Raw genomic sequence first — 17,065 nt, forward strand, 5'->3', positions numbered from 1 at the left:
TTCTCCCTCTCCCCGTGGGAGAGGGGGGGGAGGGCACCAGAGCGCACCCTGTCCGGGTCGGGTAAGGCGAAGCCGCCACCCGACTTATTTTTAACGTACTACCGCTTGTCCGACGTTCTCGTCCGCCTTCCATACGCGATACTTCACTTCCACGTTTTCCGGCGTATAGACCACGATCGGCAACTTGCTGTTGTAGCGCAGCAGACTGTTGTCGCCGAGATACGCCGTCACAAATTTCTTTTCTTTCTTGCCGTCCGGGCAGGCCATCATGGTAGAGACCGGAGAGGTTACTTTATCAAAGACGTAATAGTCGTAACCCCAGCCTTCCAGCGTTTTGCTTTCCAGCTGACCGCCCAGACGGTGCTGGTTACAGTCCACTTCCAGCGTTTTGCCAATTAACAGTTCCACTTTGTAATTCGCTTCGTCCTGCTGAACCGGCAGCTGGATCACCTGACGCTTCATACCTTTTTCCGCTTGCGGATACGGAGCGACTTTTTCCAGCGGTTGTGCTTTTTGGGCATCATTGGCGAAAGCGCTGGTGCTGACGCACGCGGCGGCGATGAGGGCGATGGCAAATTTAGGGGCGTTTTTCATTGTCATTCCTTTATGTCAAAACGGTCCTGCACAGATTAACATAACGCATATGAATGGATGGTGGTATTTACTTACATTTTCATTATATACAGAACAATAAACTTGTTTTTGATGGTTTTATTGGTTTTTTGTACTGAGGTGGAGTCTGGCGGGCGTTCGTGTTATTTTAGACCTCATATAATGTTATTCATCTGTAAAAGGGAAGAGAGATGGTTCGTGCAAAACTGAAAACGCCTGAAGGCCGCAAGTTCCTCCTGGCGCTACTGGTCGTGTTTATGATTGCTGCCGCGTGCGTCGGGCGGGCCACCATCGTTGGCGTCATCGAACAGTACAACATTCCTCTCTCCGCCTGGACCACCAGCATGTATGTGCTGCAATCGGCGATGATCTTCGTTTACAGCCTTGTTTTCACCGTGCTGCTTGCTATCCCGTTGGGCATTTTCTTCCTGGGCGGACGTGAAAAACACTAAGCATTCACCTGCTATAAAAGCCAGCCTGCGGGCTGGCTTTTTTTATGTTTGATGATATTTATTCGCATTTCCAGGATATTCTGTGTCGAACGAGGTTGGTCGACATAAAGCAGGAGATGTTCAATGTTTTCCCGGTTTGCAACGCTCAGCCGGATCCCGAAAGGCGTCTGGGTTGTAGGTGGAGTCAGTATGCTGATGGATATCTCCTCGGAGATCATTCACAGCCTGCTGCCGCTGTTTATGGTCACGACGCTGGGAGCCAGCGTGATTTTCATTGGCTTGATTGAAGGCCTGGCTGAGGCCACCGCGCTGTTTATCAAAGTTTTTTCTGGGGCAATCAGTGACTACCTGGGCAAACGTAAAGGACTGGCGGTGCTGGGCTACGGTCTTGGCGCGCTGAGTAAGCCGCTGTTCGCTATCGCCTCTTCGTCGGGCATGATTCTGGGGGCACGCTTAATCGACCGGGTAGGGAAGGGGATCCGTGGTGCGCCGCGCGATGCGCTGGTCGCTGACGTTACGCCGCCGGAACTTCGCGGCGCGGCTTTTGGTCTGCGTCAGTCGATGGACACCATCGGCGCATTTCTCGGGCCGCTGCTGGCCGTAGGCTTAATGCTTCTGTGGAACGATGATTTTCGCACTATTTTCTGGATCGCGGTGATACCCGGCGTGCTCGCCGTGGCGCTGCTTTTCTTTGGCCTGCATGAGCCGAAAACCCCCGTCGAACATAAACGCACGAATCCCATCAAAAAAGAGAACCTCAGGCGCCTCGGGAAAGGCTGCTGGTGGGTCATTGGCCTCGGCGCCGTCTTCACGCTCGCACGCTTCAGTGAAGCTTTTCTTGTCCTTCGCGCGCAGCAGTCGGGGGTGCCGCTGGCGCTGATCCCGCTGGTGATGGTTGCCATGAACCTGCTCTATTTCCTTTCAGCCTATCCGTTTGGCAAGCTATCCGACACGATGAATCACACCCGGCTGCTGCAGTGGGGGCTGGTGGTGCTGATTGGTGCGGACATAGTTCTGGCGCTGAGCACCCACTGGGCCGGCATTATTTTAGGCGTTGCGCTTTGGGGAATTCATATGGGGATGACGCAAGGGTTGCTGGCGGCAATGATTGCTAAAACGGCTCCTGCGGATCTGCGCGGTACCGCCTACGGTATTTTTAGCCTGGTCAGCGGCGTGGGGTTATTAGTCGCCAGTCTCGGGGCCGGTGCCATCTGGGAAACGTGGGGGGCGCAGTATACGTTTTATGCCGGGGCGGTGATTTGTCTGGCGACACTGGTGTATCTGAGCAAAACGCCGGATGAGGTGAAATAAAAAAACCAGCCGTAAAAGGCTGGTTTTCAATAGCTCAGCCGGGGGAGGCGCCTATTTTTTTCTCAAACCTCTTTTGATTGCACTCTATACGACCGTATGCTCTGCAATCGTCAGGTTTTCAGTACCTCCAGTGTCCCGGCACACAACGGAAGGTATCTCCATCAATGGCGACATGGCACACAGACGGGAAGGAGAGGTGTGTTGCCACAAGAGACTCCCGGTTGGCAGCGAGTTCCCGCAAGAGTTGAATCCGCACGCGAGCAGCTTCTTCGGGATAATGATCGAAGCCATTGAACCAGTCAGGATGCTGGAAGCCGACCGGGAATACCGCATCGCCAGCAAACGTTAAGCGTTCACCATGTGATGCCAGACGGACGACGCTATGACCAGGCGTATGACCACCAATACGCATAATGAGAACGCCAGGGGCTACCTCACTCTGGTTCTCGAAAGTTTTCAACTGGCCCCTGTATTCCTGTAAGAACCGTGTTGCCGTTTTCCTGAGTGCTTCCGGGAAACCTGTGGGCATGGATACCTGGGAAAAATCGGGCGATTCCCAGAAGTTAACTTCAGCTTCTGCCACATGAATACGCAGGTCAGGACGCAAACGCTCTTTTACTCCTTCGATAAGCAGCCCCCCTATATGGTCCATATGCAGATGGGTAATCGCCACGTCAGTGATGGAGCCGAGATTAATACCGGCAGATTCCAGCCGCTGGACTGTCCGTCCGGCTCGTGGCAGGTCAGGAAAGGCGGCACCCATACCTGCATCGATGAGGATGGTTCTGTCACCGCTTTTTACCACGACGACATTAAGAGCCCAGTCGAGTTCGTCGTAGGGTAAAAACATCTCTTTAAACCAGGCTGATCTTACGAAGGGATCGGCATTATGGCCCAGCATTGGGCCTGGTAAGGACAGAACACCATCACTGATTACAAGCACTTCAATATCGCCGATCTTTAGCGGGTAACGCGATGGGACTAATTCTGGTTCAGATTGAGAGACGGACAGGCGATCATTTGCAGGCATTGACTCTGCCGCATTTTTAGATAATTGCATAATACCTCCTGACAACAGATGTAAACTCCCGGCTATCGTGGTGATAACGCGGACGGATTTATGGCAATTGAGTTAACGTTTTAACCTTCACCTATACTCTTGAGACTATTTACACTGGCGTTGCGAGCATTATGATGAATAATCATGAGGTTATACTTAAAGATACCGTCAAGGAGATGACCCGAGTATTAAAAAACCAGCCAGAATTAAGCATTACCAGCAGCAATCCCTTATCTGTAAACTGTTATCGATGGCCACACGGGCCGTTGCACGAAACTATTGCGCCCATGGATCAACACGTTATCATCGCGCACTTCGGCAATATGCAAACCGTTGAGCGAAGAACCGGACATCAGGTAGTTAGAGATACCATCAGAGAAGGCACCATTACGACTATTCCCCGTGGCAGTTCGTCACGCTGGGATATGTCTGGCACCGTTGATGTGATTCATTTTTATATTCCCGATCAAACGTTCAACGATCTGTTATTACAGGTTGATGCCCCGCTAACGGAGCTCCTGTTCCGTACTGCTTATTTTGATGATACAACCGCAAAAATAATTTCAGCTATTCATGATACCCTTTCAGATAACAATCGAATCACTCATCTCCTTTGCGAACATTTAATGCTGGCGCTGGTACTTCAACTGATACAGAACCATTCCCCTGTTAAGGCACATGTCCAACAGGCCAACTATTTTCTGTCCCCACGTGTTCTTAAAAATTCGCTTGAAATCCTGGATAGCAGCCCGATAGGGGAGGTGACTATTCAGGCTCTGGCGGCAGAGCAGGGCATGTCATCCGCACATTTTTGTCGGGCGTTTAAAAACAGTACCGGTCTTACGCCTTATGGCTGGCTCAAACAGCGCGTAATGGAACGTGCTTTTTTACAATTACAATCCACCAACAAGCAGGTTTCTGAAATTGCACTGGAAAGCGGCTACAATTCGCAAAATGCATTTACCAGTGCATTCAGAAAAATGACGGGATTAACTCCCAGTCAGTGGCGTAAAAAGAGCCATGCTGCAAAATGAGGTTTAGAAAAATAACCTCGATGCAGTGCAGCGAGGACGTTGTAGTTTACGGCACAATAATATAATCGGGATTCGCGACAGAGAACATTTTCTCCCGATCGGGCTCAGGGGGATAAATCCACAGGGTATTAATTTCCTGCTTAATTTTTTTAGCTTCCTCGCCCTGATACATCACCTGATGATCCCAGCCTTCGGTATAAACGGCTCCCCATTTGCCAAGATCGAGGCAGGTAACGTATTTAGGCTGGCTGTAGGGGTGCAATGGCAACGCCAGCAGTTCAGCCGCCGCGTTGTGTCCAGCCACGCGCCCCAGGCTCATGGCATGTTGACAGGACATTACATTGTAATTGCCATCATTATCAGTAGGCACCTTCACCGTGTCTCCGGTAACAAAGATACCGTTGGCTTCGGGGGCGCGTAAAAAGGAATCGCCGATTACGCGTCCCTGCGGATCGTGTTCTCCGGGGATAAAGCGGGTTAATGGATTGGCACGCATTCCGGCGGTCCAGATGACCGTTTTACTGGGAATAAACTCACCGTCCGATAGCGTGACGCCATTCGCCTCGATGGATGAAACCCTTACGCCTGTGCGTACCGCAATTCCGCTGCTGACCAGTGCCTGATTGATAATCTCACAGGCTTCCTCTCCCATTGCCTGTCCAATTTTGGGCGCATTATCAACGATGATGACCTGTGGCTGGCTTTCCACGCCAAACAGTGTGTTCAAACGTTCCGGCATCTCTGTTACGGTTTCCAGACCCGTTAATCCTCCTCCTGCAACCACGACGGTATTCCGTGCCTGCGAATCAGGTTCTGCTGCCAGCGACTGTAAATGCGCATCAAGTTCGCGGGCTTTTTCCAGCGAGTTGACATCAAAACTATATTCCTTCAACCCTTTCAATTCTGGATGGAAGACCTGACTTCCCGCAGCCAGCACAAAACTATCAAAATTAACCCGGGTTTCTTCATCCGGCTTTTGGACGGTAATCGCTTTATTTTGTGTATCAATATCAATAACCCGGCCACGAATATATTTCACATTTGCCGCCTCAAGCACCTCAAGAATCGATGGATCCATCTTTTCAAGAACGGCCTCATAAAGCCGTGGGCGTATGGTTAATTTTGGTTCAGGCGAAACAAGAAATATATCGACCTGATTGTCAGCGTTGTTTAAATGTATAAGTCTGGCCGCAGAGATGGCCGCCCACATACCTGCAAAACCTGCACCGGCAATAATAATACGTTTTTTCATATAAATACCTTTAATAAACACTGGATAGTGATGGGCCCTTCATGGCAACAAATATAGAGATATTCAGCAAAAAGAACTTCATCAAAATTGATGTCTTTTAATCAAATTTGATATTATTTTTGATCCAGGTTAAATCTGCCCCATCCCGCCATCCACACTGAGGTCAATACCCGATATAAAACGGCTTTCATCTGAGGCCAGGAAAAGCGCAGCGGCGGCAACTTCTTCTGGTTTGCCAAATCGCCCGGCAGGAATATGGCTCGCTACGTTCGTATCAAACAATTCACGGTCTGCCTCAGAAATGCCCATTTTGCTGATGATTGGCGTGGCGATGGGGCCAGGGCTTATGCAGTTAACACGGATACTTCGGTTTTTAAGATCCGTTGTCCAGCTTCGAGCGAAAGAACGTAACGCAGCTTTTGTCGCAGCATAGATATTGTGTCCGTCAAGGCCCTTGTAGTGAGCAATGGATGAGGTCAATATAATCGACCCGCCTTGTGGCATCAGCGGTAGAGCCCTTTGTACGGTAAAAAATGTACCTTTCACATTAATATTAAACTGGCGATCAAAGTCACTTTCGGTGGAATCCTGAAAATCAGAAAGTAAAATAATCCCTGCATTGGCAAAGACAATATCCAGTTTACCGAAGCGTTTTTCAATGGTTGAAAAAACGGCCTCTTGATTATTTAAATCACTAATATCTGATTGTATTGCAATAGCATTCTTATCCCCCAGTTCACGCATGGCCTGATTCAGCGTATTTTCATCTCTTCCGGTGATGATGACTTTGGCACCTTCATCGATAAAAATTTTTGCTGTTGCCAGCCCAATGCCGCTGCTGCCTCCGGTAATTAAGGCAACCTTATTTTCTAAACGTTTCATATTTCATCTCTTTCTGATAAAAATATTCATTATTCGTAAGAATGTATCCGTGCAGCGAGTGCGTTTCGACGTTCATTGAGTAACTCAATCAGCGTATCTAGTGCTTGTAGCTTATTCCGGTGCTGTTCCAGGCACATAATAAAACGGTCATCATCCATATCGCTGATCTGCGAGAACTTTTCCAGCTCAGCTATCTGCCTGGTACTGAATCCACATTTAATTAATGAGATTACCCACTTCACTTTTTCTGCTTCCTTCGGATCATAATCACGATATCCATTATCTAGTCGCCGTGAACGGATGAGCCCTTTCGATTCATAATGACGCAGAACTCTGTTGCTTACTCCGGTGAGTTTTGCCAGATCGGATGGTCGCATACTCTTCTCCTCGCTGTAGTCGTAATCTACAAGATTGACACTAGTGTCAATGTAAAGCGAAGGGGGATGATAAATATGTAATGAAATATTTCAGCGAACGAATGCAGAGGAAAGTTGTAAGGTGCCGGCGGCCTCTATCCAATGTATATCGATACTGGTGCGCTGGTGTTTACATATTGGTCATAAGGATGAAGGGGGAAAGCGCAGGGAAGATGATGTCCAAAGGGTAGCGATTATAAAAAAACCAGCCATAAGAGGCTGGTTTTCAATGTGATTTTGGTCGGCACGAGAGGATTTGAACCTCCGACCCCCGACACCCCATGACGGTGCGCTACCAGGCTGCGCTACGTGCCGACGCATAAAAAGAATACTACTCGATTCCGTTTTGAATGCAAGGGAATCTGTCGCTAACTGGTTTATAATTAATCAGTTAGCGATAAAACGCTTCTCATCCGTCAGGACCTGCAGCAGCAGGCTCAGCTGTGGTTTCTGGTCTTTCAACCGCTCACCCTGCAGATTATAGGTCTGATAGTTCCCGTTGCTGTTCAGCACCAGCGTCAGCTTCGGCGTGGTCACCACCAGCGTGTTACCGCCCGCTGCCGTTACCCAGTTGTGGCGGCGCGTGGCGCTGAAGAGATCCTGCCCCTGCGAATACTCGTTTGCTGGCGTGCTGACATGCAGCAGGCGTTGCATCAGGGTCGTCATCACGTCTTTATGCTCGGTAAGCATGTTAACGCGCTGCGCTGGGGTGCCCGGCCAGTGGATCACCAGCGGAACGTGCAGGTTCGGACGTGACCAGCTCATGCTCTTCGTCTCGTCGCCTAGCGGCACGCCATGGCCCGCGGTCACAATCACGACGGTGTTATCAAGCTTGCCTGATTCGCGTAGTGCATCAAGCACGCGGCCAATCTGCGCGTCGACATCACCGGCCGCGCGGCTGTAGCGGCGCGTAAAGCCAGCCTGGTTGCTGTCGCTGAGCGTTGTGCCGTTAAAGGCCACCCACGAGAACCAGCGGTTATCTTCCTGCGCGTAGCGCTGCAGCCAGTTAATCCACTGGTTTGCGGTCTGGGTATCAGACTGGCTCTGCGCGGCAGGCAGTGAGAAATCAGAGAGCAGCGCCTGGCGGTACAGTGAACTGTTGAAACCGTCCGATGAGAACAGCCCTAACTGGTAGCCCTGCTGATTAAGCCCGGTGATCAGCGCCGCAGGAATACGGGCTGACAGTACGCCATCCATGTAACCGGCAGAAATTCCATAGAACAGGCCAAAGATACCTGCATCCGTTGAGTTACCGGAACTCATATGCTGGGTAAACGACACGTTCTTGCTGGCGAAATCAGCCAGCGCAGGCATCTGCTTCTCATAACGAGAATAGTTGAGGCCATCAACGGTGATTAGCAGGACGTTTTGTCCGCGACCCATATCGCGATAGCGCAGATCGCTCAGCGGATACTGAACGCTGACCGCTTCCGGATTCCCCTGTTCCACCAGACGGCGCTGAAACTCCTGCGCATCAAGCAGACCGTGTTTCTCCAGGAAACGACGGGCCGTCATCGGGTAAGAGAGCGGCAGGTTCGCGCGCTGCATGGTGATTGGGCGATAGAAGTTCGCATCCGCCCAGATATACATGATGTGCGAACTGATAAAAGAGACAAAAAAGAGCGCGGCGACGGGCTTCGCGTAATGGCGGCGCCGGGTCAGGCTGCGGAGCTTTTGCCAGCTCCAGGTGGCAAACAGCATCTCAATCAACAGGATCACCGGGACGCTGATGAACATGAGCTGCCAGTCGCGGGCCGTTTCGTTCTGGTCCGGGTTAATCACCAGTTCCCAGACGATGGGATTAAGGTGCAGGTGGAAGCGGGTGAACACTTCACTGTCGATAAGCAGCAGCGTCATCCCTGTCGTCGCAAGAATAGCGGAAAGGAACCGCATCAGACGCTGCGACATGACGATAAACGTCAGAGGGAAAAGGATCAGCAAATAGGTGGCGAATACCAAAAAGCTAAAGTGACCCACAACGCTCATCCAGGAGTAGATACGCCCGGTTAGCGTTGTTGGCCAGTCTGCGACAAACAGATAACGACAGCCAATCACCGTCGCTAACAGAATGTTAAACAGGGCAAACCAGTGTCCCCAGCTGACCATCTGGGAGACTTTTTCACGGTAGCGCTGACGATTCGTCACCATAAACTGTTGTTCGTTTCCCTTAATGGGCCTGGTCGTTGCTGACGGATGACTGTAAGGCCTGGGCGAAAGATTTTGCGATCGCCTGACGCTGAGCCGGAGCAACGCTGGTATTGATAAGGTTGGTGACCATATTTCCCAAAACCATCAGGGAGAGATCGGTCGGCGTTTTATGTTTTTCCAGTACGTTGACCAGCTCACTGAGCAGTTGTTCAACGTGTTCATCACTGTAGCGGGAATGTTGTGGCATAAATCAAAATCAGTTTGTTGATGAAAGGGCAACATATTACCGTAGCAACAGCTTTTTTTCCCCTTTTTTATCTGTTGTTGCACACATGTCCTGGTGGTGGTTGAATACCGCCCGGTCTAAAAGGAGAGTTTATCATGAGTCTGGAAATCAACCAGATTGCCTTGCACCAGCTTATCAAGCGTGATGAGCAAACCCTTGAAGTGGTGCTACGCGATTCGTTACTGGAACCCACGGCAACCGTTGTGGAAATGATGGCAGAGCTGCATCGCGTCTACAGCGCCAAAAACAAAGCCTATGGTCTGTTCAGCGAAGAGAGTGAGCTGGCCGATAGCCTGCGCCTGCAGCGTCAGGGCGAAGAGGATTTCCTGGCGTTTAGCCGCGCGGCAACCGGGCGTCTGCGCGACGAGCTGGCGAAATATCCGTTCGCCGACGGCGGTATCGTCCTGTTCTGCCACTATCGCTACCTGGCGGTCGAGTACCTGCTGGTTACCGTGCTGAATAACTTAAGCAGCATGCGCGTGAACGAGCAGCTGGACATCAGCTCAACGCACTATCTGGATATCAACCATGCGGATATCGTGGCACGTATTGATTTAACCGAGTGGGAAACCAACCCGGAGTCGACCCGCTACCTGACTTTCCTGAAGGGGCGCGTGGGCCGTAAAGTGGCGGATTTCTTTATGGACTTCCTCGGTGCCAGCGAAGGCCTGAACGCCAAAGCGCAGAACAAAGGGCTGCTGCAGGCCGTTGATGACTTCACGGCGGAAGCGCAGCTCGATAAATCCGAGCGTCAGACCGTGCGTCAGCAGGTTTACAGCTACTGTAACGAGCAGCTGCAGGCGGGTGAAGAGATTGAGCTGGAGTCGCTGTCAAAAGAGCTGGCGGGCGTCAGCGAGGTCAGCTTCCAGGAATTCACCGCGGAGAAGGGCTATGAGCTTGAGGAGAGCTTCCCGGCGGATCGCAGTACGCTGCGCCAGCTCACTAAGTTTGCCGGTAGCGGCGGTGGGTTAACCATCAACTTCGACGCCATGCTGCTGGGGGAACGCATCTTCTGGGATCCGGCTACCGATACGCTAACCATCAAAGGCACGCCGCCGAACCTGCGCGATCAGCTTCAGCGTCGCACGTCTGGCGGTAAATAGCAGCCATAAAAAAACCCCGCCGAAGCGGGGTTTTTCTCGACAGGTTTGCGATTACGCGCGAACGAAGTCGATGTGAGTCAGTTTTGGCTTGAACGCGTGACGCTGAACAGCCTGAACCTTCACTTTTTCTTCTTTACCGCCAACAACGATGGTCAGAACTTCGCTGTAGAATTCAGCTTTGGTCTGCAGGTTCCACACTTTGTCGTGATCCAGTTCGATAGAAACTGGAGCAGCTTCGCCACCGTAAACGATAGCCGGGAACTTGTTAGCGTTACGCAGGCGGCGGCTCGCACCCTTACCCTGCACGTTACGTACTTCTGCTTCGATAGTGAACATTGATTTCTCTCTGTATTTAAAACCCTACTACAGGCGACCCAGCAGCAGGTGAGTGTTCTGCCTCACGGATGTGAAGCGGGCGGCATTTTATACTCAAATGCCCCTCACATCAATGAAAAGTCCGCTAACCGCGCAATTCATTTGCCCGGCGGAAGCGTCCTTCATAGTCAAAGACCTTCTCGCGAACCTGCCAGAACTGGCCTTTTTTGCGGGCGACAACAAAATCCGGATGGCGCAGGAGCGCCTGCTGATGCACGATATCCGCGACGGTTATCCAGCGCAGTGGTACGCCCGGCGTGCGGGTATGCGGGCGGATAAACAGCTGTTCAAAAGCCGTGCGCTGGGCAGGCGTCTGGATCCGGAACCGTTCGCTGACGTCAGCGCCATCTTCGTCGTAATAGGTAATTTTCAGCCACTCGCCTTTTTCATCCGCACCGGGCTGCAGCGTCATGCCGGAACAGCGCAGCACCAGCGCATCCTTCAGCTTCAGCGCCGCTTTCAGCATGTCGTCCGGGTCGACCAGCACCGTGTCGCACTCACGGCAACGGCGGGCGGCAATGTCGTTTTCGGCGTTGCACTGCGGACAGTTTTTGAAGCGGAAGCGGAAATCGCACTGCTCGCGATGCCCCTCATCATCTTCAAACCAGCCCTGGCAGCGGCGGCCAAAGTGTTCAATCAGCGTGCCGTCGGCGGTGGTTTTTCCCCAGAAGGTGTTGGCAAACCCGCAGGCCGGGCAGAAAACCTGCACCGGCACGTTGTCACTTTTGCCTTTTGGCGCGCCCACTTCCGGGGAGTAGAGATCGTGCGGGTTACCGGCGTAATCCAGTATCAGGCAGTCGGTTTTGCCCGGCGCCAGGCGCAGCCCACGTCCGACAATCTGCTGATACAGGCTGACGGATTCCGTCGGGCGCAAAATCGCAATCAGGTCGACATGCGGGGCGTCAAAGCCGGTGGTTAAGACCGAGACGTTGACCAGATAGCGAAACTGCTGCGCTTTGAACTCTTCAATCAGGCTATCGCGTTCCGGGCCGGGCGTTTCGCCGGTGATCAGCGCCGCGTCGTCAGCGGGTAGCAATCCGGTGATTTCGCGCGCGTGTTCAACCGTGGCCGCAAAGATCATCACCCCTTTGCGCGTCTGCGCGAATTCCTCAATCTGGCTGATGATATGCGGGGTAATACGCTTTTGTTTTTTCAGCTCCTGATTAAGATCGGCCTCGCTGAATAATCCGTTGCTCTGCGCCTGTAAGCGGCTGAAGTCGTACTGCACGACCGGCATATCCAGCCGCTCCGGCGGGGTCAGGTAGCCGTGCTTAATCATGTAGCGCAGCGGAAGTTCATAGATACAGTCGCTGAACAGCGCCTTCTCATCGCCGCGCACCATGCCGTGATAATGAAAGCGGTAGATCCAGCCTTTACCCAGACGAAACGGGGTGGCCGTCAGGCCGAGCAGGCGTAAGTGAGGGTTCACCTCTTTCAGGTGAGTGAGGATTTGCTGATACTGGCTGTCATCGTCATCGCTGATGCGGTGGCACTCATCGACAATTAGCAGCGAAAACTCGCTGCGAAACAGGTCCAGATTACGCGCGACCGACTGCACGCTGCCGAAGACCACTTTGCCGTGGCTCTCTTTACGCTTTAGCCCGGCGGCGAAAATGTCAGCCTCGAGCCCAAGCGCGCAATATTTGGCATGGTTTTGCGCCACCAGCTCTTTAACGTGGGCCAGCACCAGCACGCGACCGCGCGCCAGGCGGGCCAGCTCGGCGATGACCAGGCTTTTGCCTGCACCGGTCGGCAGCACAATCGCCGCTGGTTCCCGGTGTTTACGGAACCAGGCGAGGGTGGCGTCGACGGCTTCCTGCTGATAGGGACGAAGTGTAAAAGTCATGGGGTCTCGGTTTCGTTATTCCGCGTATAGTATGCCACGAAACTTTTTCCCTTGAGTGGCGCAACCAGACCATTATACTGAACCGTTCCTGACTGCTTCTTTTTTCGGACACACGGTCCGACTTCCAGCACCATTAAGGCTAAAAAGATTTCATGCGACTTGATAAGTTTATCGCTCAGCAACTCGGCGTAAGCCGCGCTATTGCCGGGCGTGAAATTCGCGCCAACCGCGTTACCGTGGACGGCGAGATTGTGAGAGACAGCGCGTTCAAACTCCTGCCTGATCATCAGGTTGAGTACGACGGTAATCCGCTGACCCAGCAGCACGGTCCGCGCTACTTCATGCTTAATAAGCCGGAAGGCTATGTCTGCTCAACGGACGATCCGGATCACCCGACGGTACTCTATTTTCTCGACGAGCCGGTGGCGCACAAGCTGCACGCTGCGGGGCGCCTCGATATCGACACCACCGGGCTGGTGCTGATGACCGACGACGGACAGTGGTCTCATCGCATCACTTCCCCGCGTCACCACTGCGAGAAAACCTATCTGGTCACGCTGGAGTCACCGGTTGCGGATGACACGGCAGAGCAATTCGCCAAAGGCGTTCAGCTGCATAATGAGAAAGATCTAACCAAACCGGCGGTGCTTGAAGTGATCGCGCCGACGGAGGTCCGTCTGACCATCAGCGAAGGGCGTTACCACCAGGTCAAACGGATGTTTGCCGCCGTGGGGAACCACGTTGTGGGCCTGCACCGTGAACGCATCGGCGCAATCGCCCTCGATCCCGACCTGGCGCCCGGCGAATATCGCCCGCTGACGGAAGAAGAGATCGCCAGCGTCGGTCTGCCTTCGCACTAGTTTCAGGAGAACCCAGTGACCACCAGGCCACACTCGTCGTTCAAAATCGTCTTTATTCTTGGCCTGCTGGCGATGTTGATGCCGCTGTCTATTGACATGTATCTGCCTGCGCTGCCGGTGATTTCCGCGCAGTTCGGCGTACCGGCAGGCAGCGCGCAGATGACGCTCAGCACCTATATTCTCGGTTTCGCCCTCGGACAGCTGCTGTATGGCCCAATGGCCGACAGCCTGGGGCGCAAACCGGTGATTCTGGGCGGGACGCTGGTCTTTGCGGCTGCAGCAGTCGCCTGTGCGCTGGCGCAGAGTATCGATCAGCTGATCGCCATGCGTTTCTTGCACGGGCTGGCCGCCGCTGCCGCGAGCGTGGTGATCAACGCGCTGATGCGTGATATCTACCCGAAAGAAGAGTTCTCCCGCATGATGTCGTTCGTCATGCTGGTGACGACAATTGCGCCGCTGGTGGCACCGATGGCCGGTGGTGCGGTGCTGGTGTGGTTTAGCTGGCACGCGATTTTCTGGATCCTGGCGCTGGCAGCGCTGCTGGCCTCGGCAATGATTTTCTTCTTTATTGATGAAACCCTGCCCGTCGAGCGCCGCCAGAAATTTCATATTCGAACCACGATAGGCAACTTCGCCTCGCTGTTTCGCCACAAGCGGGTGTTGAGCTACATGCTGGCGAGCGGGTTCAGCTTCGCCGGAATGTTCTCTTTCCTGAGCGCCGGGCCGTTTGTCTATATCGAACTGAACCACGTTTCGCCGCAGCACTTTGGCTATTACTTTGCGCTCAATATTGTCTTCCTGTTTGTGCTGACCATCATTAACAGCCGCTTTGTCCGGCGGGTGGGGGCGCTGAACATGTTCCGCGCCGGGCTGTGGATCCAGTTTGTGATGGCGGTCTGGCTGGTGGTGAGCGCGTTTCTGGACGTGGGTTTCTGGGCGCTGGTGATCGGCGTGGCGGCTTTTGTCGGCTGCGTGTCGATGATCTCATCCAATGCGATGGCGGTGATCCTCGATGAGTTCCCGCACATGGCGGGGACCGCTTCGTCACTGGCGGGAACCTTCCGCTTCGGGATTGGTGCCATCGTCGGGGCGTTGCTCTCTATGGCGACCTTCAGCACGGCCTGGCCTATGCTGTGGGCGATGGCTTTTTGCGCAACCAGCTCTGTACTCTTCTGTCTTTACGCCAGTCGACCGCGAAAAGCGGCCCACTAAAACGCAGAGAAGGCCCGGCAGGGCCTTTTTTGTTGACGCATATCAACCAAACCCCGTTCGTTTACCCCGTGTTTGTTTATTTTATGTAAAATCTATTTATGTAAAAAGTCACATCATTGTATTCAAAAAGGTTGAGTTAGATCGCAGAAACGGGTACATATAGCGCCGACGCGAGCCTGAATACCGATAAAAAAGCGCTGAATAGTGCAGGCTGGCGATGATGTGTTACTATAAATGTAAATAAATTGTGAAGTAAATTTTGCTTCCGGGGAACGAACGTGAATACATTACAACTCTCCATTGTCCATCGCTTGCCCCAGAGCTATCGCTGGTCGGCGGGTTTTGCAGGTTCGAAAGTTGAACCGATTCCGCAAAGCGTCGCGGGCTGCGAGAATTGCCTGGTGGCGCTTAAGCTATTGAGCCCGAGCGACGAAAATGCGTGGCGGGTGATGGAGCGTCTCAGCCAGGCCCTGACGGATATCGAAGTGGACAGCTCCGTACTGGAGTGTGAAGGGGAGCCGTGCCTGTTTGTCAAAAGCCAGGACGAGTTTGCCGCAACCTGCCGCCTGAAAAACTTCGGCGTTGCGATTGCTGAGCCTTTCTCCGGCCAGTACCCGTTTTAAGCGCTAGTCTGCTGCCAGCAGCTGGCGCGTATAGTTCTGCGTTGGCGCAGTAAAGACGCGCTGGCAATCACCCTGTTCGACAACCTCACCCTGCCGCAACACAATCACCTGATGGCATAGCGCCCGAACCACCTGAAGATCGTGGCTGATAAAGATATAGGCCAGCCGGTGCTTTTCCTGTAGCCCTTTCAGCAGCGCCAGGATCTGCGCCTGGACGGTTCTGTCCAGCGACGAGGTCGGTTCATCCAGAATAATCAGCTCCGGCTTCAGGATCAGCGCGCGGGCGATGGCGATACGCTGGCGCTGGCCGCCGGAAAATTCCGCAGGGTAGCGGTGGCGGGTCTCGGGATCTAAGCCTACTTCCGCCATCACCCGCATCACCTCCTGTTCCCGCTGTTGCGCGCTCAGCTCAGACTGGTGAACGCGCAGACCCTCTTCGATAATCTGCAACACGCTGAGGCGCGGGTTAAGCGAGGAGTTGGGATCCTGAAACACCACCTGCATGCGCGGGCGGACGGGCAGCATCTGGCGGCGGTTCCAGCGGTGCAGCGGCATATCGTCAAACAGGATCTCGCCCTGAGAGGCAATTAAGCGCAGCAGCGCCAGACCGGTGGTGCTTTTCCCCGAACCGGATTCGCCCACCAGCCCCAGGGATTCACCCGGGCGCAGCGAGAAGCGGATGTTTTTCAGGACCGGGTTCTGGTCAACGACGCGCCGCAGAATGCCTTTGCGGATCGGGAACGAGACGGATAAGTCATCGACGCGCAGTAGAGGTGTGCTGTCTGCCGTGAGGGGCACCGGGTCGCCGGAAGGTTCGCTGTCGAGCAGGCGCTGCGTATAGGGATGCTGCGGCGCGTTCAGCAGCGTGGAGGCGGTGTTCTGTTCAACGCACCGTCCGTTTTGCATGACCGCGACGCTGTCGGCCAGCTTTTTCACGATGCTCAGGTTGTGCGTGATAAACAGCAGGCTCATGTTCAGCTCGTCACGCAGCTCACGCAATAGCGTCAGAATTTGCGCCTGCACCGTCACGTCCAGCGCCGTCGTCGGTTCGTCGGCAATTAACAGTTCGGGGCGCGTGAGCAGGACCATGGCAATCATCACCCGCTGACGTTCACCGCCGGAAAGCTGATGCGGAAAATCGTTCAGCCGTTTGGCCGCGTTGCGTATGCCTGTTCGTTCCAGACAATCCAGAATTTCGCCCCGCGCGGCCTCTTTGCGCATACCGCGGTGCAGAGAGAGCACTTCATAAAGCTGCTTTTCCAGGGTATGAAGCGGGTTAAGGGAAACCATGGGCTCCTGGAAGATCATAGCAATCTTATTGCCGCGAATACCGCGCAGGGTATGTTCGTCAGCGTGTAGCAGCGAACGACCGTGGAACAGAATATCCCCTTGCGGATAACTCACGGGCGGAGAGGGCAGCAGACGCAGGATGGAGAGCGCCGAGACGCTCTTGCCTGAGCCGGATTCTCCCACCAGCGCCAGCGTTTCACCGCGCTGGATCTGCAGCGACAGGTCGGTGACTACGGTCCGCGACTCACCCTGCTTCGAGAAGGTAATCGACAGGTTATCAATACTGAGAAGAGGCTGCGTCAT

17 protein-coding genes and 1 tRNA gene are annotated in these 17,065 nt (G+C 53.5%); 7 read left to right on the forward strand and 11 right to left on the reverse strand.

The window, feature by feature from the left end:
- Window positions 1-90 precede the first annotated feature (90 nt).
- The gene (eco, locus tag D5066_RS07130) at window positions 91-594 is read right to left on the reverse strand and encodes a serine protease inhibitor ecotin (protein WP_119915463.1); all 504 of its coding nucleotides are present in this window, start codon (window positions 592-594) and stop codon (window positions 91-93) included.
- Window positions 595-803: 209 nt separating this feature from the next.
- Here eco and D5066_RS07135 point away from each other — a divergent pair, with 209 nt between their 5' ends.
- Together D5066_RS07135 and D5066_RS07140 are read left to right on the forward strand one after the other, a co-directional pair.
- The gene (locus D5066_RS07135; protein WP_008500962.1) at window positions 804-1,064 is read left to right on the forward strand and encodes a DUF2534 family protein; all 261 of its coding nucleotides are present in this window, start codon (window positions 804-806) and stop codon (window positions 1,062-1,064) included.
- 123 nt (window positions 1,065-1,187) lie between these two features.
- Window positions 1,188-2,375 carry an MFS transporter gene (locus D5066_RS07140; protein ID WP_119915464.1) on the forward strand — a complete coding sequence of 396 codons (1,188 nt, stop codon included), beginning with the start codon at window positions 1,188-1,190 and terminating at the stop codon, window positions 2,373-2,375.
- A 118-nt stretch (window positions 2,376-2,493) separates the two neighbouring features.
- Here the strand turns inward: D5066_RS07140 and D5066_RS07145 are convergent, their stop codons facing one another.
- Entirely contained in the window at window positions 2,494-3,435 is a 942-nt protein-coding gene (locus D5066_RS07145) for an MBL fold metallo-hydrolase (protein WP_119915465.1), read from the reverse strand.
- A 131-nt stretch (window positions 3,436-3,566) separates the two neighbouring features.
- Between D5066_RS07145 and D5066_RS07150 the strand changes: the two genes are divergently transcribed.
- Complete coding sequence (locus tag D5066_RS07150) at window positions 3,567-4,469, forward strand: helix-turn-helix domain-containing protein (RefSeq protein ID WP_244288130.1); 903 nt, start codon at window positions 3,567-3,569, stop codon at window positions 4,467-4,469.
- A gap of 46 nt (window positions 4,470-4,515) precedes the next feature.
- Here D5066_RS07150 and D5066_RS07155 read toward each other — a convergent pair whose 3' ends face one another.
- The 6 genes from D5066_RS07155 to D5066_RS07180 form a co-directional block, all read right to left on the reverse strand.
- On the reverse strand, window positions 4,516-5,721 hold the full coding sequence (locus D5066_RS07155) for an NAD(P)/FAD-dependent oxidoreductase (RefSeq protein WP_119915466.1): 1,206 nt from the start codon (window positions 5,719-5,721) through the stop codon (window positions 4,516-4,518).
- Window positions 5,722-5,850: 129 nt separating this feature from the next.
- Window positions 5,851-6,603, reverse strand: coding sequence for a glucose 1-dehydrogenase (locus tag D5066_RS07160; protein WP_119915467.1), 753 nt, complete (start codon window positions 6,601-6,603; stop codon window positions 5,851-5,853).
- A 29-nt stretch (window positions 6,604-6,632) separates the two neighbouring features.
- Window positions 6,633-6,980 (reverse strand): MerR family transcriptional regulator, encoded by a 348-nt coding sequence (locus D5066_RS07165; protein ID WP_119915468.1) that lies wholly within the window; start codon window positions 6,978-6,980, stop codon window positions 6,633-6,635.
- Window positions 6,981-7,257: 277 nt separating this feature from the next.
- Window positions 7,258-7,334 (reverse strand) — tRNA-Pro (locus D5066_RS07170).
- 72 nt (window positions 7,335-7,406) lie between these two features.
- Complete coding sequence (yejM, locus tag D5066_RS07175; protein WP_119915469.1) at window positions 7,407-9,167, reverse strand: LPS biosynthesis-modulating metalloenzyme YejM; 1,761 nt, start codon at window positions 9,165-9,167, stop codon at window positions 7,407-7,409.
- 19 nt (window positions 9,168-9,186) lie between these two features.
- The gene (locus tag D5066_RS07180) at window positions 9,187-9,414 is read right to left on the reverse strand and encodes a YejL family protein (RefSeq protein WP_014884596.1); all 228 of its coding nucleotides are present in this window, start codon (window positions 9,412-9,414) and stop codon (window positions 9,187-9,189) included.
- A gap of 134 nt (window positions 9,415-9,548) precedes the next feature.
- Between D5066_RS07180 and yejK the strand changes: the two genes are divergently transcribed.
- Window positions 9,549-10,556: a nucleoid-associated protein YejK gene (yejK, locus tag D5066_RS07185; protein WP_008500957.1), complete on the forward strand. Its 1,008-nt coding sequence runs from the start codon at window positions 9,549-9,551 to the stop codon at window positions 10,554-10,556.
- Between the two features lie 51 nt (window positions 10,557-10,607).
- Here the strand turns inward: yejK and rplY are convergent, their stop codons facing one another.
- On the reverse strand, window positions 10,608-10,892 hold the full coding sequence (rplY, locus tag D5066_RS07190; protein WP_080328590.1) for a 50S ribosomal protein L25: 285 nt from the start codon (window positions 10,890-10,892) through the stop codon (window positions 10,608-10,610).
- A 124-nt stretch (window positions 10,893-11,016) separates the two neighbouring features.
- Entirely contained in the window at window positions 11,017-12,777 is a 1,761-nt protein-coding gene (gene radD / locus D5066_RS07195; RefSeq protein WP_119915470.1) for a DNA repair helicase RadD, read from the reverse strand.
- 152 nt (window positions 12,778-12,929) lie between these two features.
- Here radD and rsuA point away from each other — a divergent pair, with 152 nt between their 5' ends.
- From rsuA to D5066_RS07210, 3 genes are all read left to right on the forward strand, one after another.
- Window positions 12,930-13,637 (forward strand): 16S rRNA pseudouridine(516) synthase RsuA, encoded by a 708-nt coding sequence (gene rsuA / locus D5066_RS07200; protein WP_119915471.1) that lies wholly within the window; start codon window positions 12,930-12,932, stop codon window positions 13,635-13,637.
- Window positions 13,638-13,652: 15 nt separating this feature from the next.
- Window positions 13,653-14,849 carry a Bcr/CflA family multidrug efflux MFS transporter gene (locus D5066_RS07205; RefSeq protein ID WP_080328593.1) on the forward strand — a complete coding sequence of 399 codons (1,197 nt, stop codon included), beginning with the start codon at window positions 13,653-13,655 and terminating at the stop codon, window positions 14,847-14,849.
- A gap of 278 nt (window positions 14,850-15,127) precedes the next feature.
- Entirely contained in the window at window positions 15,128-15,472 is a 345-nt protein-coding gene (locus D5066_RS07210; protein WP_028013883.1) for a YejG family protein, read from the forward strand.
- 3 nt (window positions 15,473-15,475) lie between these two features.
- Here D5066_RS07210 and yejF read toward each other — a convergent pair whose 3' ends face one another.
- Complete coding sequence (yejF, locus tag D5066_RS07215; protein WP_119915472.1) at window positions 15,476-17,065, reverse strand: microcin C ABC transporter ATP-binding protein YejF; 1,590 nt, start codon at window positions 17,063-17,065, stop codon at window positions 15,476-15,478.

Source organism: Enterobacter chuandaensis (assembly GCF_003594915.1).
Taxonomy (GTDB): domain Bacteria; phylum Pseudomonadota; class Gammaproteobacteria; order Enterobacterales; family Enterobacteriaceae; genus Enterobacter; species Enterobacter chuandaensis.